Consider the following 21,120-nt stretch of genomic DNA (forward strand, 5'->3'; position numbering starts at 1 on the left):
CAACCGTTTGCGTGCAATGATTTTAGTCATGCTTAAAATCGATGAACTTTCCTTAACAATTTTTTTACTTCATATTTACAATAGCACCTCATTTCCAAACCACCAATTAAATTTCGCACCATGATTAAGAAAATTTTACTCCTCTGTTGTTGCTTACTGACAATGCATTTTGCCAGCTTTTCACAGGAGCAACGCGTTACCGGCCGAGTTCTCGCTGCAAGGGACGGACAGCCGCTGCCTGGCGTTAGCGTGTCGCTGAAAGGTGGCACGAACACGGTCAGCACCAATGGTGCCGGTGAGTTCAGCATTGCAGCCCCTGCCGGACCATCTACACTGATCTTAACTTTCGTCGGATTTCTGAGGAAAGAGGTTGAAGTAAGCGCCGGACAGCGCAGCATAGAAATCAGGCTGGATGAAGATGTTCAGCAGCTCAGTGATGTCGTGGTTGTGGGTTATAGCAGTAAAAAGCAGAGTGCACTTACCAGTGCGGTTTCAGTAGTTTCCTCGGAACAGTTGAAGGACGTCACCACCAACAACGTAGGTTCCATGTTACAGGGTAAAGTTGCCGGTTTGCAGGTGGTGAACAGCTCCGGTGCACCGGGTGCAGCACCTGATATCCGCTTACGCGGGGTATCCTCCGTAAATGCGAACCAGAGCCCGCTCTTCGTTGTCGACGGTATCATCGGGGGTAACTATGATCCCAACGATGTGGAAAGCATTACCGTACTTAAAGACGCTGCATCTACTGCGCTTTATGGATCACAGGCAAATGCCGGTGTCATCGTCGTAACTACCAAAAGCGCGAAGCAGGGTGAAACCAGGTTTGAAGCCAAGGTATCTACCGGATTCCGTACCGCAGATTTCGGAAAGCTCCAGGTGATGGGCAGCAATGAACTTTATGATCATCAAAAGGAGTTTTACAGGGACTATATCCTTGGTGCGCCTGACAACTCTTACAAGATAGATCTCGGTAAATTCTACGCAGAGCGGCCAATAACACTTCGCGACCAGGATTATAACTGGCCGGATGAGTCCTTTACATCCGCCCCGATATATAACTTCTACCTTTCCGCCAGTGGCAGAACAGAAAAGAACGATTACTATGTTGGTGCATCCTACTATAATGAAAAGGGTACCTTCTTAAACACCAAATATCAACGTATCAACTTACGTGGTAACTCTACGTATCACTTCTCGAAAAAGCTGGATGTCACGAACAACATCAACCTGAGTGCAAACATGGGTAAGAGCTACGACTACATGGATGTCTACTATTCTTTCCTGAACATGCCTTGGGATAACCCCTACGATGAAGCTGGAAACCCGGTCTACGTAGATGGGAACTCTACCTTCAAATGGTGGTCAAGGGATAAAGTAAACCCACTACACACCATTGAAAACTCCGATCATGCTTACAAAGGCTTCGATGTAAACTATGATCTGGGTGTAAACTACCGTATTACCGACTGGTTAACATTTTCCAGTAGCAACCGGGTTGCAGCTGCTTTCAACAAAGGCACCAACTTTGTCTCGCCGCTTGCCGCGGGCACCTACCGCGGTTCTGGATATTTAGATGAGCTGAACACGCTGAACTATGGCATCGTATCTAACCAGTTGTTCCGCTTCGCCTTCAAAATGGGCGACCATAGCTTAAACGGATTTGCCGGCGGTGCTTTCGAAGGCAGTCAGACAGAATATTCCGGTGCTTCCGGCAGAGGCCTTCCTGAAGGACTAAGAGTATTGAACGTGGTTTCGAACAATCAGCTGGTGAATGGCTATAATAATCAGGGTTATCTGCAGTCCCTGCTATCACAGGTTGACTATAACTATAAAGAAAAGTACTTCCTTACCGCATCATTCCGCTACGACGGCTCTTCAGCCTTCGCACCAACCAAACAATATGGCAGCTTCCCAGCAATCTCCGGAGCATGGTTAATCAGCAATGAAGATTTCCTTGCCGGCAGCAACATTCTGAACTACCTGAAATTAAGGGCGAGTTATGGTATCACCGGAACACAGGACATCGGCGCTTCCAGGTACCTGGGTCTCTACTCCTTAACCACACAGTACAATTCAATCGTGGGTGCCGTGCCTTACCAATTGGCCAGTCCTAATCTTACCTGGGAAAGCAAACACCAGATCAACGCTGGTCTTGACATTGGATTGTTTAAACGCGTAAACCTGACCCTGGATGTATACCGCAATGACACTAAGGATCTGTTATTGCAAGTATCTCAACCCCTTTCTGTGGGCTTTGAAACTAAATGGGAGAATGCAGGCAACGTGGTCAACAAAGGTATAGAGCTTGGCATCAACTCCGCCAATATTCAGAACAAGAACTTTGAGTGGAACACGGATCTCAGTATTAACTTCAACAGCAACAAACTGGAAGGCTTACCTGCAAACATCGTTAAAACCGGCTCCTGGAGCATCTCGCAGATCTACCGCAATGGCGGAAACCTGTATGAGTTTTACATGCCCAAGTGGCTGGGTGTTGACCCACAGACCGGTGGCCCGCTTTGGGAAAAGGTGAACTACGATGCAGATGGCAATGAAACGGGACGTGAAAGCACTTCTGACTATGCACAGGCAACGATCCAGGAAAGTGGTTCCGCATTGCCGAAGTTTCAGGGTGGTTTCAACAACAATTTCCGCTACAAGAACTTCAACCTGCGTGTAAGCACCTATTTCAACTACGGCAACAAGGTGTTCAGCAATAACCTGCGTTTCATGATGAATGATGGTCATGAGCCATATTACAACCAGATCCAGATGCCCGACGATTCGAAGATCTGGACCGGCCCTGGTGATACCCAAGCAACAGAGCCTAGTCCGCAGAACTCTGCAAACTCCACGGAAACCTCGACCCGGTACCTGAAAAACGGTAGTTATTTCAGCATCCGGAACATCGCACTTTCGTACAGGTTACCAAAAGCATGGTCCAGCCGTATCAATATGGAAGGCATCACCGTCGGGTTCAGTGCAGATAACGTGGCAACCTTTTCAAACTTTCTGGGCCAGGATCCTCAAACCACCATACAGGCAGGCAGCTTTGGCACACCAGGGGTATCCGACTTCAAGTACCCGAACAACAGACAATATTTATTCAATATCAACTTCAACTTTTAACCAAACAGGTATTTAAAACTTCAAGAGATGAAAAAGAAATTATTCGCCCTGTTTATGCTTTTTATGGCCGCAACGAGCAGTTGTAAAAAACTAGAGGTTAATCCAAGCGACGCGATCAGCACCGGAACATTGGTAACCACTAATGACGGATTAACAAACGCACTAAATGGTGCATATGCACTGTTCAAAGACCATATCGAGTTTAACGGGTCGGTTGACAATAACAACATGTACCTACGTCAGTTCTATCACTTGTCTGACTTTGCGAGTGACGACATCACCTGCGGACAAATCACAGAAGACCCTTTGTTCAACAGCTTCACCCTCGGGCACTCCCCTTCCCAAGCCAACACCAGGTATTTCTGGTATGTATCTTACAAGATCATCACGGGCGTGAATACCGTAATCGACGCAATAGAGAAATTACCTGACCCGGATGAAAGGACTAAGCAGCTTCTGGGGGAGTGTTACTTTTTGCGCGCCTTCTGCCACTTCAATCTGGTAAGATTATTTGGCCAGCCTTACAGTGTGGCGCCGGAATCCCCAGGCATAATCTTACGTACCAACCTGACCGATGAAGGTCAGAAAGCACGTTCCAGCGTTGCCGAAGTTTACGCCTCGGTACTCGCGGATGCTGAACAAGCGGCAGGCCTGATGACACAACCAAGAGGCGTTCAATATGCATCGGCTGAAGCCGCCTGGAGCTTACTTGCCCGCGTAAACCTTTACAAAGAAGACAACGCAAAGGCCATTGAATATGCGAACAAGGTGATCAATTCAGGGAAGTATAGCCTGATGACAAAAGCAACCTACCCGTCACTTTTTGCCAATGCGAGCACCAGCCCGGAGACCATTTTCTGCATTGCTTTCACCGCAGCAGATGACTACGGCAAATTTGGTTCTATTGCGTCCATGATCTACTCTGATGGTAACTCCGGCTGGGGTGAAGAGTTTGCTTCATCCTCCCTGCGTGCTGCAATGGCCTCGCGCCCTGAAGATGTAAGATGGTCCTACATTGTTCCGGCAACGGATGGATCCGGTGCCGTGTTAAAGAAAAACGGTATTGAAATGTACTACATCACCAAGTTCTCCTTCCAGAACGGACAACCGAACTTAAGCTCACCGATCATGTTCAGACTGGCAGAGATGTACCTGATCCGTGCAGAAGCTGAGGCAAAGACTGGTGCTACTGCAGCCGCCTTGGACGACCTGGATATGATCCGCAAAAACCGCGGACTGGAAGCATCCATGTACAACAAGACCTTACCCCAAGGAAGCAATGCTTTAGACCTGGTACTGGCAGAAAAACGTATTGAGATGGCTTTTGAAGGTCACCGCACCTACGATGTGTTCCGCAACAAGCGAAGCCTGAACAAAGCGTACTGGGGCTACCACATCCTGGGTTTGAAAGAAACTGATATTGATCTTTCGAAAACACCGTCCGGTTATCAGAACCTGAGTGTTCCCTATACCAGTCCAAGGATTATCTATTACTTGCCGGTAGACGAGATCCTAAGTAATCCAAAGGCCATTCAAAACCAATAGTTTAACGAGGTTTATCCATATCATTGAGATGAAGAATTTAAGATCATACCTGTGCCTGCTTTGTGTAACACTTGCGGGGACACTACTAAACAGCTGTAAAGAAGATGACTACCAGCCACAAACTGACCTGGCCTATGAAGTGGTCATAGAAGGTAGCACCGCAACTTTCAAAGTGATCACCGAAGGCGTTACGGGCTACAGCTGGGACTTTGGGGACGGACAATCCTCTACGGATGCCAACCCCAGCCACACTTATCCGGGCAAGGGCAAATATGTCCCAACATTAACTGCCATGGTGAACGGACAAGCTGCAGAATCCTCTACCGTGATCCGTATTGCCAAGTCTTCACCGGTGAAGATCAATGACAACAGCCTGGATGACTGGGCAACCGTAACGAAAGACGTGGTCACCCTGGGCAATTCCAAAGGAATATTCAACGCCGTCAAGTTTGATTATGACGGTAACTACATCTATATGTACGCAGAGATGACCGGCAGTAGAGCAGACGCAAACATCTTCGATTTCTATATCGATTCAGACAATAATGCTGGTACAGGTTTGCTGACCGGAACATTTCCTGGAGGCGCGTATGATATACTGCTTGAAGGACAACTGCTAACCGCAGGGCTGGATATCTTCTATCATGCCGGCACCAACCAGAACGCTTTTGCGTTCGACCAACAATCTATTGCCGAAGCTTTCAACGTAGGCACCGTGAAAGAAGAAGGCGGTATGGTGAAGTTTGAAATGCGCATTGCCAGAGGCAAGTTGAAAGGGCTTACCGGCGAAGGTATGCGAATCGGTGTCCAGGCGATTAAGAATGACTGGTCTGTGGTATTGGGTAATGCACCGGATGAAGGTGCGCCGAGTTTCTTTCTGGACATGAGTGAATAATGCATTTTACGCAACACCTTCTATGACAAATTCCATTACCGCTGATCCACACCGTAATTACCGACTGATTTCACTTGATGTGCTACGTGGCATCATCATGATACTGCTTTGCGCTGAAAGTTGCAGGGTTTACGAGTCGATCAAACATCTCGGTCCCTCCGGAGTAGCCGGAGGGTTGGTAAACCAGTTTTTCCATCATCCATGGCATGGCCTGCATTTTTGGGACCTGGTGCAACCCGCATTTATGTTTATGGCAGGTTCGGCGATGTACATCTCCTACAGCCGCAAGCTTGCGAAAGGTAGCAGCTGGTCTGCAGACTTCAAGCATATTCTTGTACGTTGCCTGAGACTGTTTATCTGCGGCGTTGGTCTCCATTGCATTTACGCAGATAAGCCTGTTTGGGAACTCTGGAACGTACTTACGCAGTTGGCCTTTACCACGCTCATCGCCTATCTGATTATCAACCGCTCCTTTACCTTCCAGATCGGATTTTCCATCGGACTGCTCCTGCTCACGGAATTTTTATACCGCACGGTCTTGATGCCAGGCTTTTCGCAACCTTTCGTTGAGGGTCAGAACTTCGGGTCCTATATGGATACCATACTCATGGGTAAGATCAACAGTGATGGTTGGGTGGCCATAAACATCATCCCGACAGCTGCACATACCATTTGGGGTGTGCTGGCCGGTAAGCTGCTAATCTCTGATCGCAGTAGCGCCTATAAGCTGAAAGCCCTGGTAGTCGCTGGTATCATCGCTTTGATCCTGGGCCATGGTCTGGATCTGCTGAACATCACGCCCATCATTAAGCGGATCAGTACGAGTTCATTTGCACTGGCTTCCGGAGGATGGGTCTTACTCTTGCTAACCGCCGTATACTGGATTGTGGACATCAAAAAAAATAACCGTTACGCCTGGATCGCAACCGTCATGGGGATGAATGCTATTTTCATCTATCTCTTTTTTGAGACCGTAGGTATGCAGTGGGTAAATGGCGCCGTAGACATTTTTAGCGGCCAGATGCTGCAGCTTTTCTTAGGGGTTCCGGAAGCGACCGCTGCAGTCGTATCGGCACTGCTAACGCTACTCTTAGAATGGGGCCTATGTTACTGGCTCTATAAACGTAGCATATTCTTTAAGCTTTAACTCACATTCCTAATTTTAATTTCACCATAGTGCAAATATCCAACTACATCCCTGAAGTTATTAGCAATTTCCAATGTTCCGCCGAGGCTGGCAATGTCCAACCTTACGGATCGGGTCATATCAACGACTCCTTTCTGGTAAAAAATGTAGCGGCTGGTGGTCCAGATTACCTGTTACAACGCATTAACAATTCCATATTCACCAATGTGGAAGCGCTTACCGGAAACATGCTGCGCGTTACGGAACATTTGAAAAACAAGGTTTCCAGCGAAAATGGTGATCCTTTGAAAGCGGTCATGACCTTGATTCCCAGCCGCAACAATCAGTACTATTATCTCGACAGCGGTGGCAACTATTGGCGTATGTTTTACTTTTTGAAAGACACCCGGTCATACGACATGGTATCGACAGAAAAGCAGGCCTATGAAGGAGGGAAAGCTTTCGGCAGGTTCCAATCCATGCTCGCAGATTTTCCTTCAAACGAACTGTTTGAGGTACTCCCCAACTTTCACAATATTGAGTTTCGATTGTCGCAGCTTAAAGAAGCCATAGCCAGCAATCTGGCAGGTCGCCTGGAAACCGTTTCTGAAGAATTGGAACTGGTTGAAGCACATGCAAACGCCATGCTGTACTTTCAACAACCGGAAACGCTTGCTACACTGCCAAAGCGGGTTACGCATAATGATACCAAGTTTAACAATGTGCTACTGGATCAAAACGATGAGGCACAGTGTGTCATTGACCTGGAAACGGTGATGCAGGGCTATGTGGCCTATGATTTTGGTGATGCCATCAGAACGATCATCAATACAGCGGCGGAAGATGAAGCGGATCTCGAAAAAATACAACTGAACATCCCTTTGTTTCGGGCATACACCCGCGGCTACCTGGAGCATGCAGCAAACTTTCTCACAGACAAGGAAATCGAGTCGTTGGTAAAAGGGGTCTTGTTGTTCCCCTATATGCAAGGCATGAGGTTTTTAACGGATCACCTGAACGGCGACACGTATTATAAAATTAAGTTCCCGAACCATAACCTCCAACGTACACGTGCACAGTTCCAGTTGTTCAGGAATCTCCATGAAAAAGCAGCAGAGATTCAGCAGATCATACAGAAAGAAATAAGCAATCTAAAGACCTCCCAAGAACATGGCTAACCCTTTCCTTATTCCATTTTTGCCCCAGGTAAATGCGCACACACCGATAGAAATCCTATCTGAAAAGTTGGATTCGCTGAATATCAATAAAATCATTCATGCACCCTGGGAGGATGAATCAAGTCGCCCAACCGCAGCTTTCAGCATTGCGCACAATGGTGAAGCCATTTTGCTGAAGTACTACGTAACCGAGCAGCAGATTAAAGCCACTTACCAGGAGTTTAATGATCCGGTATATGAGGATAGCTGCGTGGAGTTCTTCATTTCATTTAACAACGAAGCGGAATACTACAACCTTGAATTCAATTGTGCCGGAACGGCGCGAGTACAATTCGGGGCCGGCAAAACGGAAAGGAACTTCATCTGTGCCAAACGTCTGGAGGCGATACGCTACCTGGTGAGTATCAGGAATGAGTCGTCAGCAGGTGTAAGTTGGGAATTGACCTTATATCTACCAAAGGAACTCTTTAACTTCCACCCCAAACTTCAGCTTGAGCAAACACCGGTACGGCTGAACTTTTATAAATGTGGCGACGCCTTACCAGCCCCTCACTTTCTATGTTGGAGTAACATTATAGCTGATAAACCCGAGTTTCATTTACCCGCTTTTTTCAAAGATGCTATCTTTAAGAGCGAGGCAACCATTCAATAAAATAACCATATACATACTGAGGCCAGATTCAATGATGACTGGCTAAACAAACCGAATAAAGAACAAATAAGAACATAATTATGGATCGCAGAGAATTCGTTAAAAACACTGCCCTTGGCGTAACTGGCTTTACTATCCTGCCCTCGGGCATGTTATTCGCAAAAGATACTGATAAAGTAAGACTTGGATATATAGGCGTTGGCTTGCGCGGACGTAACCACATCGCTGAAGGTCTTCTGCGTAATGACGTGGAAATTGTTGCCATTTGCGACATACAGGAAAGCTCCCTAAAATACTGTCGTGAGCAATTCGTAAAGGCCAAGAAAAAGCTCCCGGTAGAATACACCGGCGGACTGGATGCCTACAAAAAGCTTATTGCCCGTAAGGATATCGATGCGGTAATCATTTCTACACCTTGGGAATTCCATAAAGATCAGGCCATTGATACCATGCGTGCCGGAAAATATGTGGGCTGTGAAGTCATTGCGGGTATCACAGAACAGGATCACTGGGATATCCTGAAGGTTTATGAAGAAACCAAAATTCCCTACATGACCCTTGAAAATGTGTGTTACCGCAGAGATGTAATGGCTGTTTTGAACATGGTGCGTCAGAACATTTTCGGTGAGTTGATCCATCTGGAAGGCGGCTATGAGCATGACCTTAGAGGTGTACTGTTCAATGATGGCAAGAATTTTAGCGGTAAAGGCGCGGAGTTCGGTCCCAATACCGTTGGTGAAGCGCAATGGCGCACGCAATGGAACATCGACCGCGATGGCGACATCTATCCCACCCATGGTGCCGGTCCGGTAATGAACTACATCGACATCAACCGGGGCAACCGGTTCACCAACCTGGTTTCCTTTTCTTCAAAATCCAGAGGCTTAAACTCCTACATCGAGAAAGTTTCTCCAGGACATAAAAACGCGAAAATCAAGTTTAAAAATGGGGATGTGACCAAAACCATGCTGAACTGCGCAAATGGGGAAACGGTTACCTTAACGCATGATACCCACTTGCCTAGACCTTATTCCTTAGGTTTCCGCGTACAGGGTACCGAAGGCATCTGGATGGATGTAAATAATTCCATTTACATTGAAGGTAAATCTGCAAAACATGATCAGTGGGACAAGGCAGAGACCTGGTTTGAAAAATACGATCACCCGCTATGGAAGAAATATGCGGCCCAGGCGGAAGGTGCGGGACACGGAGGTATGGACTGGTATGTATTTAACGCCTTCATACAGGCAGTTAAACAAGGCAAGCAAACCCCTATTGATATTTATGACTCCTTAACAATGAGTGTAATTACACCACTATCAGAGAAGTCGTTGAATGAAGGTAACGCTCCACAGGAATTCCCTGATTTCACAAAAGGTAAATGGAAGGAAAGAAAAAACACCTTTGCACTTGATGATAGCGGATTGTAAGCCCGTTAAAAATTATTCAATGTTTATACCAGCGGCCAGTAAGCTATTCCTTACTGGCCGCTTTCTTCTTACCGAAATTCTCAGTTTAAAATACGGTATCGTAGTGAAACCAGTCCCGTGTCGTAAGTTTTAGACTCCAACAGCTCCAAATTAATGCGCTCTTTCTGTTTTTTAAACAACTGTTTGCCACTGCCCAGGAGTATCGGATGAACGGATAACCATAACTCATCAATAAGTCCTGCCTCCAGCATTTGCTCCGTGAGCACAGCACCCCCATATAGCCATATATCTTTTCCTGGTTTCGCCTTGATCTCCCTTGCTTTAGCAATAGCATCATCGCTGATTAAAACTGCACCCGTCTTAACAGCGCTCAGCGTTCTTGAAAATACGTATTCGGTCATCGCAGGCATGCCGGGAATACTTTCTCCGCTACCTTCTTCAAATTGTTGTTTGATTTCGTAACTCTTACGTCCGATAAACAATGCATCAATGCGGTTATAAAAATCCGCCAGTCCATAATCCTGATCGGTAAAACACCAATCAAATTCGCCATTCGGCCCTTCTATGTAACCGTCTAGGGAAATGGCTAGTCCCAATATGACTTTTCTCATAACATTCTATTCTGTAAACTCGATTCTTGAAATCAGATAGGCTTTCCCAAAAAGCTGTGGATCATGAGTTACCGATGCATTTATCGCTTTCCATTTCATCGGCGGTACCGTCTTAGTCTCCTGCCAGCTTTCATATATAGATTTGTTGAAGGTCCAGATTTCCTCCAGCTGCTGCCTCACCTCCTCGTTCGCAAAGGTTAGCATCAGCTTATCATCGAAATAGTACTTATCAGTTTCTTTTCTAAGCCGGATGATCGGCCCGCCAGGCACAAAAGATTGAATTATTGCAAGTGTAAACGGCGCATTGCTGTTGCTCTTTTCCTTTTCCAAGACATTGATAAAATCCAGCCAATAAGCAGAACCATCCTGAGGAGGCTCAGCTGGCTTAACGATTCTCGCTTTTACCCGGTAACTGTACCCTGGTTCACGCTCCATAAAGCCCAATAGCGACATTTCTGCTGGTTGATTAGAAGGAAGTAACCGGACTGGATCATCAGTTGTCCCATAGCGGTCGCTGACCAATATTTCTACTTCTTCTCCGTTTTTAAGTTTTGAAGGACCAATCAGTTCTTCTTTTGAACAGGCCGAAAGCAAGGTCACGGCTATCAGCAAGTAAATGTATCTTATCATACAGTTGGGCTTAGATATTGTATAAACGGCGGCAGCATAACTTACGCTACAAATTTGCTAATTTACTCATATCTAAGCAGTAAACAGCAAATCCTATCAGATGTTGGACGGTACAATTTACGAATATCTTGCAATCATCAGCCCGGAAGAAAAAGTTCGTGCAGACATCCAGGAAATGAAACAAAGTTGTAAGAGAGATTATGGCTGGAAACTAGAAGCAGGCACCAAACCTCATCTAACTCTATTCTCCTACCTTGGCAATGCAGAAAGTGAAAGAATTCTTATTAAGAACTTTGAGCAGATCACTACCCAAACACCAAGCTTCAACATCAGACTATCTAACTTCAATTTCTTTGCAGGGCAAAATTATACCATATATTCTAGGGTTGAAGAAGATCCAGATCTCTCCAGGTTACTCAGCAACCTTAAAAAGGTATTAAGCAATTGGCTAAGGGGCGGAAAAAATCCAACCTATCGTCCTTCTACGAAAGCACATCTCACCATAGCGAAAGGCATCTCACGGCATGATTTCGAGAAGGTGTGGCCAGCATGGAAGAACAAGAACTATCAAGCATCTTTCAAGGCAGACCGTATGCTGCTGCTGCGAAGAACACCAGGATTTATGTATGGCAAGTTCGACAGGGTCGCCGAACTCATTTTTCATGGAAAGCCCATGAATAGTGCGCAGGCAAAGCTTTTTTAAATCAATATTTGCTTTCCATCTTCCGCATATTCCAGATCAATTTTATCCAGATTATCCAACATTTCCACATCAAAATGTGTAAGCCAGATTTGTTTGCAGGAAAGCAGTGGTAAGTGTTGTAGCAGCGTTTGGTAGTCTAAATGCCCCTTTGAGACTTTCTCGTAAAAGTTGCACTGACAGATAAACAAGTCAGCCGCTCTGGCAAGTTCTACCAGATCTGGCGTCCATTCCGTATCTCCTGAATAACTGATGACCTTGTTTCCAATTTTTATCCTAAGCGCATTAGGTATCGCAGCTGCAACATGAACTACAGGAAAGGTTTGCACAACCAGGTTGTTGGTCTTAACCACTTCATTGGGTTGATATTCTATGAAGTCAACGGCAAGGTTGTCTAGCTGCAGACTGCCGGGATACAATAAATCCAATAGGCTTTGTACTCGTTCTTTACAACCTGGTGGACTAATGATGGTAAGTGGATTTGCCGGGTTCTGCCTCGCGTAGTCCAAAAGGAAAAATGGCAATCCTCCATAATGATCACCATGGAAGTGCGTGATGGCAATGACCTCAATGTCTTCAACTCGAATCCCTCGTTGCTTTAAACCACTTAAAGTGGTCGCACCACAGTCAATCAACAGTTGAGTACCTGAAGTTTGAACATGAAAACAGGTGTTTAATCTACCACCACTCCCAAAAGCATCGCCTGAACCAATAACAGTCAATGTGAGGGTCTCTTCTTTAATGTTGTGTTCCATCTAATTATATGGTTATGATGTTATCATTAATCCTGCCCAGGAACAATTTGTTTTGTCTAAGGTGGTTTTGGAACATCAGAACAACTTGTTTCATTGCGTATCAATGTTTTAGCTATTTTTAGGAATAAAACCATCCGTTTTACTAAAAACTATCCAATAAAGCTTTAAACCTTTATTCACCTATGACTAACAACCATACTAAACAACTATCATCAGATCAAATTGAAGCTTTATTTCACATTCTGGAAAAGCGATTTACCAGCAACATGCATCGTCACCCTAACTTGACTTGGGATCATGTACAGGCCAGATTAGAGAACAATCCGGAAAAACTCTGGTCGCTAGAGCAGATGGAACTAACCGGCGGGGAACCAGACGTCGTTGCTTATGATGAAAAAACAGGCGAGTACATTTTCTTCGACTGCTCGGCGGAAAGTCCAAAACTTCGCAGAAGTATATGTTATGATGAAGCGGCATTGGCGTCGAGGAAAGAAAATAAGCCCAAAAATAGCGCTCTCGGCATGGGGGCGGAACTTGGAGTTGCGATGTTAAATGAGGATCAATATCGATTCCTTCAATCCTTGGAAAAGGTCGATACGAAGACCTCCAGCTGGATCCAAACCCCGGATAAGATCAGAGCACTGGGTGGCGCCCTATTTGGGGACTACCGGTATGACACAGTCTTTATTTACCATAATGGTGCGGAGTCTTACTATGCTGCCCGGGGATTCCGTGCGGCTTTGAAAATTTAACTTATCCGGTGACCCATGAAGAAAATTGTAGTTGCCGCAGATTCCTTTAAAGGTTCTGTAAGTTCCCTGGAAGTAGCCGGCGCTGCTGAACTCGCTATTCTGAAAAACTTTCCGGACTGCAGGATCCTGAAAATACCAATGGCCGATGGTGGTGAAGGTACAGTTGATGCTCTCATTACCGCATTGGCTGGAACAAAAATCAGCTGCATGGTTAAAGGTCCCTTGGGGGAACCGGTGAATGCTGTATACGGTCTGCTTGCTGATGAAAAGACCGCAGTAATCGAAATGGCAAGTGCCTGTGGACTGACCTTGGTTCCGCAAAGCGATCGAAATCCCCTACGCAGCTCTACCTATGGATTGGGAGAACTCATAAAAGATGCACTTGCCCGTGGCTGCCAGAACTTTCTAATTGGCATTGGAGGAAGCGCCACAAATGACGGAGGGACCGGAATGCTGCAGGCATTAGGTTTTAAGTTCCTGGACAAGGAAGGGCAGGCGCTGCCACTTGGTGGACAGATCTTAGGAGCTATTCAGGCCATTGACCACTCCAAAGCAATCCCGGAGTTTTTGGCTGCAACTTTTACCATAGCCTGCGATGTGGACAACCCTTGTACTGGTCCCAGGGGTGCTGCGCATGTTTACGCCCGCCAGAAAGGCGCAGATGACCAGGCCATTCACACGCTTGAAGAAGGAATGAAGAACTTTGTGGAAGTCGTTAAACTGACCAAAGGCATAGATGTAAACCAGATTGCAGGTTCGGGTGCTGCTGGCGGCCTTGGAGGTGGATTCCTGGCTTTCGCAAATGCAGAGTTAAAACCCGGTGCGCAGATGATCCTGGATGCCCTTAACTTTCAAAACACCATCGAAGATGCCGATCTGGTGATCACTGGAGAAGGTAAACTGGACCAACAAACCAGTATGGGAAAAGCACCGGTTACGATATTGAAAGCCGCCCAACAACGAAACATTCCGGTAATTGCCATTGGTGGATGTACGGAGGACGTCCAGCTGCTAAACGATCTGGGATTTCTTGCTGTACTCCCGATCACACCCTATCCGGTTTCCATGCAGCGGGCAATGGAAAAAGAATTCACCATTGCGAACATCACGCGGACACTCGATCAACTATTCCGACTACTTAAAAACTTCAAAACAACCGGGGCATGACTGCAATAGGCGCTTTGCTTGGATTGATATTATCCATTGTTTTAATCATCCGAAAAGTCTCACCCGCTTACAGCTTAATCCTGGGGGCAGTTGTAGGTGGATTAATGGGTGGATTTAGCCTGCCGGAAACCGTAGGCCAAATGATCGATGGGGTTAGAGACGTATCGCCCGCCATCCTGCGGATTCTAACGGCTGGAGTGCTCTCTGGGGTATTAATCAAAACCGGTGCGGCCACCTCGATCTCAAATGCCATCATCCAGAAGTTAGGCCATAAACATGTCTACTTAGCCATTGCTTTGGCAACTTTCCTGCTCACCGCGATCGGCGTATTTATCGATGTAGCCGTAATTACCGTTGCACCTATCGCTTTGAACATTGGAAAAAAGCTATCCATCCCCAAAGCAATATTGCTGCTGGTGATGATTGGCGGCGGTAAATGTGGGAACATTATTTCTCCAAATCCCAACACCATTATCGCTGCTGAAAACTTTAAAGCGGAATTGATTTCCGTGATGTACGTCAACATCCTGCCGGCAGTTGCCGGCCTCCTATTTACGATTTATGTCATCGCGAGGTTAATGCCCCGCACAGGCGCGCTTGTACAGGAAGCAGATTTAGACAAAGAACAAGATCAGCCCCCATCCTTTATCGCAAGCATTACGGCTCCTGCAGTCACCATTCTATTGCTTGCAATGCGTCCGGTTTTTGGCTTTGCGATCGACCCTCTGATTGCTTTACCGCTCGGTGGAATTGCAGGTGTCTTTGCTGTAAGAAGATTGGATGTGCTGAACGAAGGGATGCGTTACGGATTGGAGCGCATGTCGGGCATAGCCATACTGCTCATCGGAACGGGTACCATTGCAGGGATCATAAAAGCTTCCTCCTTAAAAGATGTGTTTTTAGATGCCCTGACCAGTTCTAACTTTGGAGCACTGAGCATTGCACCGCTTTCGGGCATTCTGATGGGTGCAGCTACGGCTTCCACAACAGCAGGCGCCACAATCGCCTCCTCTTCTTTCGCAGACATTATCATAAACGCAGGAATAAACGGCATTTGGGGAGCCGCGATGATTAATGCTGGAGCTACTGTACTGGATCATTTACCACATGGCTCCTTTTTCCATGCCACAGGTGGGGTAACGAATGTGGCCATAAACAACAGACTAAAACTGATTCCTTATGAAACTGCAATCGGGATATTTTTAACGGCTATGTCAGTGATCACCTATCTGCTTTTCGGAAAATAGCAATAAACAAAAAATTATCCCAATACGCTTGTAAAAAGAGATCTAAGCCTCAGCTAATTTTACCAGCAACTAAATAAAAGCACATGAAAACATCAAGAAGAAAATTCATATTTAGTGGGGTTCTAATGAGTGCCGGAACAATATTACTTCCGGGCTTTTTGTCATTAAAAGCTAGCGGTAAGATCATGACCGTCAATGGCCTGATACCCTCCGAAAAGATGGGTTTTACACTAGCACACGAGCACGTGATGGTAGACTTTATCGGCGCATCAGACGCTAGCAAAAGCCGATACAATGTTGACGACGTAGTTGAAGTAGCATCTCCATTTTTGAAAGACATAAAGGAACGGGGTGTTCAAACCTTCATTGATTGTACGCCTGCATATGTCGGTCGAGACGTTACCGTCTTGAAGCGACTGGCGGATTCTACAGGTATGAATTTGATAACGACAACAGGATATTATGGCGCAGTAAAGGAAAAATATGTGCCCAGGCATGCGTTCACCGAATCTGCCCAACAGTTAGCGAACAGATGGATAAGCGAGTGGATAAATGGTATTGAGGGGACAAACATTCGGCCCGGACTCATTAAAACAAGTACTGATAAGGGGCCGTTGACGCCTGTACAAAGGAAATTGATCGAGGCCGCGGCGATTACCCACCTGGAGACAGGACTGACAATCGGCATTCATACCGGAGACGGAGCTGCTGCATTTGAACAACTGGATATTCTGAAAAAACAGGGTGTCTCGCCAGCGGCAAGGATTTGGTTTCACGCGCAATCAGAGCCAGACCAGGCTTTCCATATCAAAGCTGCAAAACTCGGCTGTTGGGTATCTTTTGATGGTGTAAATCCGCAAACACTCCCAGATAATTTAGGATATCTAAAAACGATGAAAGCACAGGGTTTGCTTCAGCGGGTATTGGTATCCCAGGATTCTGGCTGGTATAACGTAGGTGAACCTGGAGGCGGTAACTTCAACCCATATACTTGCATTCTAAACGACTTTATACCTTTGCTAAAGGAAAATGGCTTTACGCCCCAAGAACTTGACCTGCTGTTTCGGGCAAATCCGCAAGCCGCATTCAGTATCAAAGTGAGACGAACCTGATATTCCGTAATACATTCAGGGGAGTTAAAGGCGGAGGCCTTCATCTATCACACCAATCGTACTATGTTGCAAGCGGCTTCCGTAGCGTGTCGAATGTCTAACTTTTGATGACTTCAGCAACAACAGCAGGGTTTGCAGATTTATGATTCATCTCAATAAGTTTAATCAAAAATGATTTGAGTACGGGTTGAAACTTCCTTTCTATATACCGGTAAACCAGATAAGACAAAAAGATCATTAATGCTGAAATTCCGATTAACAACACATACTTGTTCAGCCGATTACCCCATACCATCATAGCGCCCACTCCAAATCCATGTAATAAGTAAAGTGGATAAGTGAGTACACCCAGGTGTGCTGTAAATTTAAGTTTAGGGGAAGAAAGCTTTCCATTTGCCGATAGCAGGAAGAATAGGTAAAATCCGCTGACAATTAAAATCATGATGGCGTTGCGGTAAGCGGTTGGATCATGATAAAAATCATTCATGTTTTGTACAAACACCATATCGTGCTTGATATTTAAAATAAAGCAAAAGACAAGCAAGAGATAGATTTTCAATGCTGGTGCATATTTGATTCGTAGTAAATAGAACAGCATACCAGCAATGAATGAACAACTAAACTTAGGAATCAATAGAAAATAGAATGCATTGTTTGCAGTATTTGGACCCGCAATAAAAGTGTAGCTAAGCCATAATAATATAATGAGCAAAAGGTTTTTCCATAGCTTAAATGCAGCTATCAAAAGAATTATGAAATAAAATCCTATTTCATAGGTCAGCGTCCAAAAGACTCCATTTAAGTCAGGTTTGCCAAAAAAACCCTGTAGCATCGTCAAATTATAGGCGAGCAGTTTGAAATTTACACCTGGAATACCCGGCAGCGATATTTTTCCAAAATATAAAATAAAAAAGGTGAGTAAACAGCAGACCCAAAAAGCTGGGTATAATCTCACGATCCTGGAAACTAGAAAGTACCTGGGCGATTTATGCATTGAAGAAAGCAGTACAACATAGCCGCTAATCATGAAGAATGCATCTACACCCAAATACCCATACCGTAGTACTTTGTCCATGCTAAACTCAGGTGTTCCATACGTCCTGGTTCCGGCAAAAGTGTAGTGATAAAGAAGTACTGCCAGGGCAGCCAAAAAACGTAAGATATCGAGTTCATAGAAACGGAAGTTATGTCTACCTAAAGCTTCCATACTGTGCTTCTTCTAAACAAATCATGTACGCCACACTACTATCCCTCCATTCCAATAAATTCTCTTCCCTAAAATGCATATAGGGATTTACTTTTTTCATTTTCCATGTAGTAAAGCTAACATTTCTATTCATTTTCTGAATGCTCAACGCTTAGGGCTAATCCATGCGTTTAGCAATTGGACGGAAAAACAAAAAGGCTGCAAACTTTTCGTTTACAGCCTTCTTATCTGTTGTAGCCCGCAGGGGAATCGAACCCCTATTTCCAGAATGAAAATCTGGCGTCCTAACCGGTAGACGAGCGGGCCAAAATGAAGCGACTAACATTGCTGCTATGCTTCCTTTGGTAGCGGGGACCAGACTCGAACTGATGACCTTCGGGTTATGAGCCCGACGAGCTACCAACTGCTCCACCCCGCACTGTATTTTACTGAAAGGCTCCTGCCCTCCTCTTCATTTTTGTAGCCCGTAGGGGAATCGAACCCCTGTTTCCAGAATGAAAATCTGGCGTCCTCACCCCTAGACGAACGGGCCAAAATTAAAAGCGACTCACATTACTGCTTATGCTTTTCTTGGTAGCGGGGACCAGACTCGAACTGATGACCTTCGGGTTATGAGCCCGACGAGCTACCAACTGCTCCACCCCGCACTATTTATCAATTTAAAACGTTAAAGAACTAGCCTGCGTTGTTTTTAAATTGGACTGCAAAGATATATTTCGTTTCTTTGCATTGCAAATTTATTTTAAAAAAAAGTTTATGTCACATAAAGCAGGTTTTGTAAGTATCATCGGGAAGCCCAATGTGGGCAAGTCTACATTGATGAACGCGCTGATCGGCGAAAAGCTCTCCATCATCACGCCCAAGGCCCAAACGACACGTCACCGTATCTTAGGGATCGTGAACGAAGAAGACTATCAAATTGTTTTTTCTGATACCCCTGGGGTCATCAAACCTAAATACGGACTACAAGATTCCATGATGCACTCCGTAAATGGTGCGCTTAGCGATGCGGATCTGCTTTTATTCGTTACCGATATCAATGAACAGTATGATGAGAATGATGTTCTGGAAAAAATCCTGAACACCACCATCCCAATGATTGTACTCATCAACAAGATCGACAATGCGACGCAGGATCAAGTGGATGAGAAAACTGCTTTCTGGCAGGAGAAGCTTAACCCTAAACACATCTTCGCTATCTCTGCATTGCATAAGTACAACCTGGACGGCATCATGACCATGTTACTAGAAAACTTGCCGGAGCATGCCCCATATTACGATAAAGAAGACCTTACCGACCGCAGTCAAAGGTTCTTTGTATCCGAAATCATCCGGGAAAAGATCTTTACCAACTACCAGAAAGAAATCCCTTACAGCACGGAAGTGGTCATCACCGCTTTCAAGGAAGAAGAAAAGATCACCAGGATCAGTGCCGAGATTATCGTAGAAAGAGACTCGCAGAAAAATATCCTCATTGGTAAAGGTGGTTCCATGCTTAAAAAGGTTGGTACAGAAGCGCGTAAAGACATCGAGAAGTTCCTGGATCAGAAGGTGTTCCTGGAAACTTTCGTGAAGGTATTACCCGACTGGCGTAGTAAAAAGAATTACCTAAAAAGCTTCGGGTACGAAAATTAAGCGTACCTTTGCAACCCCTTAATAATTAATACAATTCACACAACATATGAGTAACATTATTGCAATTGTCGGCAGACCGAACGTAGGCAAATCCACACTTTTTAACCGCTTAACTGAAAGTCGCAAAGCTATTGTTGATGATTTTAGCGGTGTAACACGTGACCGTCATTATGGTGTGGCTGAATGGACTGACAAACACTTTACCGTGATCGACACTGGTGGTTATGTAGCCAACTCTGAAGATGTTTTCGAAGCAGCGATCCGCGAACAAGTGGTTATCGCAATCGAAGAAGCAACGGTTCTATTGTTTATGGTGGATGTAACCACCGGCATTACCGATCTTGATGATGAGATCGCCCAACTTTTACGCAGAAGTAAAAAACCTGTATACATTGTCGTAAACAAAGTTGACAACAACGCACTTCAAAATGATGCCGCAGTTTTCTATGGCTTTGGTTTAGGCGAAATCTACCCAATCTCTTCCATGACGGGATCTGGCACAGGTGATCTACTGGATGATGTCATCACACACTTTGAAGACGTTGTAGAAGAAGAAAATGCTTTGCCTAAGCTTACCATTGTAGGCCGGCCTAACGTTGGTAAATCTTCGCTGATCAACGCGCTGATGGGTAAAGACAGAAACATCGTCACCCCGATCGCAGGTACAACCAGAGATTCCATTCACATACACTATAACCAGTTCGGGCATGAGTTTATGTTCATCGACACAGCAGGTTTAAGAAAGAAAACAAAAGTTAAAGAGAACATCGAGTTCTATTCTGTAATGCGGACCATTAAAGCTTTGGAAGAAGCTGATGTGGTGATCCTGATGATCGACGCGGTAGAAGGTTTAGAGTCGCAGGACGTAAACATCTTCCACCTTGCAGAGAAGAACAAAAAGGGTATCGTGATCCTGGTAAACAAATGGGATCTGATCGAGAAGAACAATCAAACGGTTAAACAGTTCGAAGAACAGATCCGCCAGAAACTTCAGCCTTTCACAGATATCCCGATCATCTTTACTTCCGTAGTTAACAAGCAACGTATCTTCCAGGCGGTGGAGACAGCACTTGAAGTTTACAAGAACAGAAGCAAAAAGATCCCGACTTCAAAACTGAACGACGTGATGCTGCCGATCATTGAAAACTATCCGCCGCCATCCCAAAAAGGAAAATACATTAAAATTAAATACATCACACAGATCAACGCAAGCTCTCCGATGTTTGCCTTCTTCTGTAACCTTCCTCAATACATTAAGGAGCCTTACAAGCGCTTTGTAGAGAACAAACTACGTGAGCACTTCGACTTCAAAGGCGTACCTATTCAGATCTATTTCAGACAGAAATAAG

Annotated in this window: 18 protein-coding genes and 4 tRNA genes; 14 read left to right on the forward strand and 8 right to left on the reverse strand. The window is 45.3% G+C overall.

The annotated features are described in order from the left end of the window. Window positions 1-120 precede the first annotated feature (120 nt). From AC5WJX_RS08280 to AC5WJX_RS08310, 7 genes are all read left to right on the forward strand, one after another. Window positions 121-3,129: a SusC/RagA family TonB-linked outer membrane protein gene (locus tag AC5WJX_RS08280; protein WP_494484145.1), complete on the forward strand. Its 3,009-nt coding sequence runs from the start codon at window positions 121-123 to the stop codon at window positions 3,127-3,129. A gap of 27 nt (window positions 3,130-3,156) precedes the next feature. Next, a complete protein-coding gene (locus AC5WJX_RS08285; RefSeq protein WP_494484146.1) occupies window positions 3,157-4,674 on the forward strand; it encodes a RagB/SusD family nutrient uptake outer membrane protein in 1,518 nt (505 codons plus the stop codon). A 28-nt stretch (window positions 4,675-4,702) separates the two neighbouring features. Further along, a complete protein-coding gene (locus AC5WJX_RS08290) occupies window positions 4,703-5,569 on the forward strand; it encodes a PKD domain-containing protein (RefSeq protein WP_494484147.1) in 867 nt (288 codons plus the stop codon). Window positions 5,570-5,591: 22 nt separating this feature from the next. Further along, the gene (locus AC5WJX_RS08295) at window positions 5,592-6,716 is read left to right on the forward strand and encodes an acyltransferase family protein (protein WP_494484148.1); all 1,125 of its coding nucleotides are present in this window, start codon (window positions 5,592-5,594) and stop codon (window positions 6,714-6,716) included. 29 nt (window positions 6,717-6,745) lie between these two features. Then, window positions 6,746-7,873: a phosphotransferase enzyme family protein gene (locus tag AC5WJX_RS08300; protein WP_494484149.1), complete on the forward strand. Its 1,128-nt coding sequence runs from the start codon at window positions 6,746-6,748 to the stop codon at window positions 7,871-7,873. Next, entirely contained in the window at window positions 7,866-8,525 is a 660-nt protein-coding gene (locus AC5WJX_RS08305; protein WP_494484150.1) for a carbohydrate-binding family 9-like protein, read from the forward strand. The genes AC5WJX_RS08300 and AC5WJX_RS08305 overlap by 8 nt, the downstream gene beginning before the upstream one ends. Window positions 8,526-8,605: 80 nt before the next feature. Then, a complete protein-coding gene (locus AC5WJX_RS08310; RefSeq protein ID WP_494484151.1) occupies window positions 8,606-9,955 on the forward strand; it encodes a Gfo/Idh/MocA family protein in 1,350 nt (449 codons plus the stop codon). 80 nt (window positions 9,956-10,035) lie between these two features. Here AC5WJX_RS08310 and AC5WJX_RS08315 read toward each other — a convergent pair whose 3' ends face one another. Both AC5WJX_RS08315 and AC5WJX_RS08320 read right to left on the reverse strand, forming a co-directional pair. Next, window positions 10,036-10,566, reverse strand: coding sequence for a dihydrofolate reductase family protein (locus AC5WJX_RS08315; RefSeq protein WP_494484152.1), 531 nt, complete (start codon window positions 10,564-10,566; stop codon window positions 10,036-10,038). A gap of 6 nt (window positions 10,567-10,572) precedes the next feature. Further along, window positions 10,573-11,196 carry a hypothetical protein gene (locus AC5WJX_RS08320; RefSeq protein ID WP_494484153.1) on the reverse strand — a complete coding sequence of 208 codons (624 nt, stop codon included), beginning with the start codon at window positions 11,194-11,196 and terminating at the stop codon, window positions 10,573-10,575. Between the two features lie 100 nt (window positions 11,197-11,296). Here AC5WJX_RS08320 and AC5WJX_RS08325 point away from each other — a divergent pair, with 100 nt between their 5' ends. Continuing rightward, window positions 11,297-11,899 carry a 2'-5' RNA ligase family protein gene (locus tag AC5WJX_RS08325; RefSeq protein WP_494484154.1) on the forward strand — a complete coding sequence of 201 codons (603 nt, stop codon included), beginning with the start codon at window positions 11,297-11,299 and terminating at the stop codon, window positions 11,897-11,899. On the opposite strand, the gene AC5WJX_RS08330 is transcribed toward AC5WJX_RS08325, so the two are convergent. Next, a complete protein-coding gene (locus AC5WJX_RS08330) occupies window positions 11,896-12,651 on the reverse strand; it encodes an MBL fold metallo-hydrolase (RefSeq protein WP_494484155.1) in 756 nt (251 codons plus the stop codon). The genes AC5WJX_RS08325 and AC5WJX_RS08330 overlap by 4 nt on opposite strands. Window positions 12,652-12,833: 182 nt before the next feature. Here AC5WJX_RS08330 and AC5WJX_RS08335 point away from each other — a divergent pair, with 182 nt between their 5' ends. From AC5WJX_RS08335 to AC5WJX_RS08350, 4 genes are all read left to right on the forward strand, one after another. Next, entirely contained in the window at window positions 12,834-13,403 is a 570-nt protein-coding gene (locus tag AC5WJX_RS08335; RefSeq protein ID WP_494484156.1) for a DUF4256 domain-containing protein, read from the forward strand. 15 nt (window positions 13,404-13,418) lie between these two features. Beyond that, window positions 13,419-14,570 (forward strand): glycerate kinase family protein, encoded by a 1,152-nt coding sequence (locus AC5WJX_RS08340; RefSeq protein WP_440431538.1) that lies wholly within the window; start codon window positions 13,419-13,421, stop codon window positions 14,568-14,570. Beyond that, the gene (locus AC5WJX_RS08345; protein WP_494484157.1) at window positions 14,567-15,817 is read left to right on the forward strand and encodes a GntP family permease; all 1,251 of its coding nucleotides are present in this window, start codon (window positions 14,567-14,569) and stop codon (window positions 15,815-15,817) included. Before AC5WJX_RS08340 ends, AC5WJX_RS08345 begins: the two co-directional genes overlap by 4 nt. 83 nt (window positions 15,818-15,900) lie before the next feature. Beyond that, window positions 15,901-16,929, forward strand: coding sequence for a phosphotriesterase family protein (locus AC5WJX_RS08350; RefSeq protein ID WP_494484158.1), 1,029 nt, complete (start codon window positions 15,901-15,903; stop codon window positions 16,927-16,929). Between the two features lie 97 nt (window positions 16,930-17,026). Here AC5WJX_RS08350 and AC5WJX_RS08355 read toward each other — a convergent pair whose 3' ends face one another. The 5 genes from AC5WJX_RS08355 to AC5WJX_RS08375 form a co-directional block, all read right to left on the reverse strand. After that, window positions 17,027-18,136, reverse strand: coding sequence for an acyltransferase family protein (locus AC5WJX_RS08355; protein WP_494484159.1), 1,110 nt, complete (start codon window positions 18,134-18,136; stop codon window positions 17,027-17,029). A 234-nt stretch (window positions 18,137-18,370) separates the two neighbouring features. Beyond that, window positions 18,371-18,442, reverse strand: a tRNA-Glu gene (locus tag AC5WJX_RS08360). A gap of 36 nt (window positions 18,443-18,478) precedes the next feature. Next, a tRNA-Met gene (locus AC5WJX_RS08365) sits at window positions 18,479-18,554 on the reverse strand. A gap of 42 nt (window positions 18,555-18,596) precedes the next feature. Continuing rightward, window positions 18,597-18,668, reverse strand: a tRNA-Glu gene (locus AC5WJX_RS08370). Window positions 18,669-18,707: 39 nt separating this feature from the next. Next, window positions 18,708-18,783, reverse strand: a tRNA-Met gene (locus tag AC5WJX_RS08375). A gap of 109 nt (window positions 18,784-18,892) precedes the next feature. On the opposite strand from AC5WJX_RS08375, the gene era reads away from it, so the two are divergent. After that, on the forward strand, window positions 18,893-19,771 hold the full coding sequence (era, locus tag AC5WJX_RS08380) for a GTPase Era (RefSeq protein WP_440431530.1): 879 nt from the start codon (window positions 18,893-18,895) through the stop codon (window positions 19,769-19,771). Between the two features lie 46 nt (window positions 19,772-19,817). Beyond that, window positions 19,818-21,119 (forward strand): ribosome biogenesis GTPase Der, encoded by a 1,302-nt coding sequence (der, locus tag AC5WJX_RS08385; protein WP_440431528.1) that lies wholly within the window; start codon window positions 19,818-19,820, stop codon window positions 21,117-21,119. Window position 21,120: the final 1 nt, after the last annotated feature.

The sequence above is a fragment of the Pedobacter sp. NEAU-ZC8 genome (genome assembly GCF_059278965.1).

What these genes read in the sequence shown, in the direction of transcription:
- AC5WJX_RS08340 (WP_440431538.1), top strand. Translation starts at nt 13,419, where the DNA reads ATGAAGAAAATTGTAGTTGCCGCAGATTCCTTTAAAGGTTCTGTAAGT.
- AC5WJX_RS08355 (WP_494484159.1), bottom strand. Translation starts at nt 18,136, where the DNA reads ATGGAAGCTTTAGGTAGACATAACTTCCGTTTCTATGAACTCGATATC.
- AC5WJX_RS08280 (WP_494484145.1), top strand. Translation starts at nt 121, where the DNA reads ATGATTAAGAAAATTTTACTCCTCTGTTGTTGCTTACTGACAATGCAT.
- AC5WJX_RS08350 (WP_494484158.1), top strand. Translation starts at nt 15,901, where the DNA reads ATGAAAACATCAAGAAGAAAATTCATATTTAGTGGGGTTCTAATGAGT.
- AC5WJX_RS08325 (WP_494484154.1), top strand. Translation starts at nt 11,297, where the DNA reads ATGTTGGACGGTACAATTTACGAATATCTTGCAATCATCAGCCCGGAA.
- AC5WJX_RS08315 (WP_494484152.1), bottom strand. Translation starts at nt 10,566, where the DNA reads ATGAGAAAAGTCATATTGGGACTAGCCATTTCCCTAGACGGTTACATA.
- AC5WJX_RS08305 (WP_494484150.1), top strand. Translation starts at nt 7,866, where the DNA reads ATGGCTAACCCTTTCCTTATTCCATTTTTGCCCCAGGTAAATGCGCAC.
- AC5WJX_RS08335 (WP_494484156.1), top strand. Translation starts at nt 12,834, where the DNA reads ATGACTAACAACCATACTAAACAACTATCATCAGATCAAATTGAAGCT.
- AC5WJX_RS08330 (WP_494484155.1), bottom strand. Translation starts at nt 12,651, where the DNA reads ATGGAACACAACATTAAAGAAGAGACCCTCACATTGACTGTTATTGGT.
- AC5WJX_RS08290 (WP_494484147.1), top strand. Translation starts at nt 4,703, where the DNA reads ATGAAGAATTTAAGATCATACCTGTGCCTGCTTTGTGTAACACTTGCG.
- AC5WJX_RS08310 (WP_494484151.1), top strand. Translation starts at nt 8,606, where the DNA reads ATGGATCGCAGAGAATTCGTTAAAAACACTGCCCTTGGCGTAACTGGC.
- AC5WJX_RS08285 (WP_494484146.1), top strand. Translation starts at nt 3,157, where the DNA reads ATGAAAAAGAAATTATTCGCCCTGTTTATGCTTTTTATGGCCGCAACG.
- AC5WJX_RS08345 (WP_494484157.1), top strand. Translation starts at nt 14,567, where the DNA reads ATGACTGCAATAGGCGCTTTGCTTGGATTGATATTATCCATTGTTTTA.
- der (WP_440431528.1), top strand. Translation starts at nt 19,818, where the DNA reads ATGAGTAACATTATTGCAATTGTCGGCAGACCGAACGTAGGCAAATCC.
- AC5WJX_RS08295 (WP_494484148.1), top strand. Translation starts at nt 5,592, where the DNA reads ATGACAAATTCCATTACCGCTGATCCACACCGTAATTACCGACTGATT.
- era (WP_440431530.1), top strand. Translation starts at nt 18,893, where the DNA reads ATGTCACATAAAGCAGGTTTTGTAAGTATCATCGGGAAGCCCAATGTG.
- AC5WJX_RS08320 (WP_494484153.1), bottom strand. Translation starts at nt 11,196, where the DNA reads ATGATAAGATACATTTACTTGCTGATAGCCGTGACCTTGCTTTCGGCC.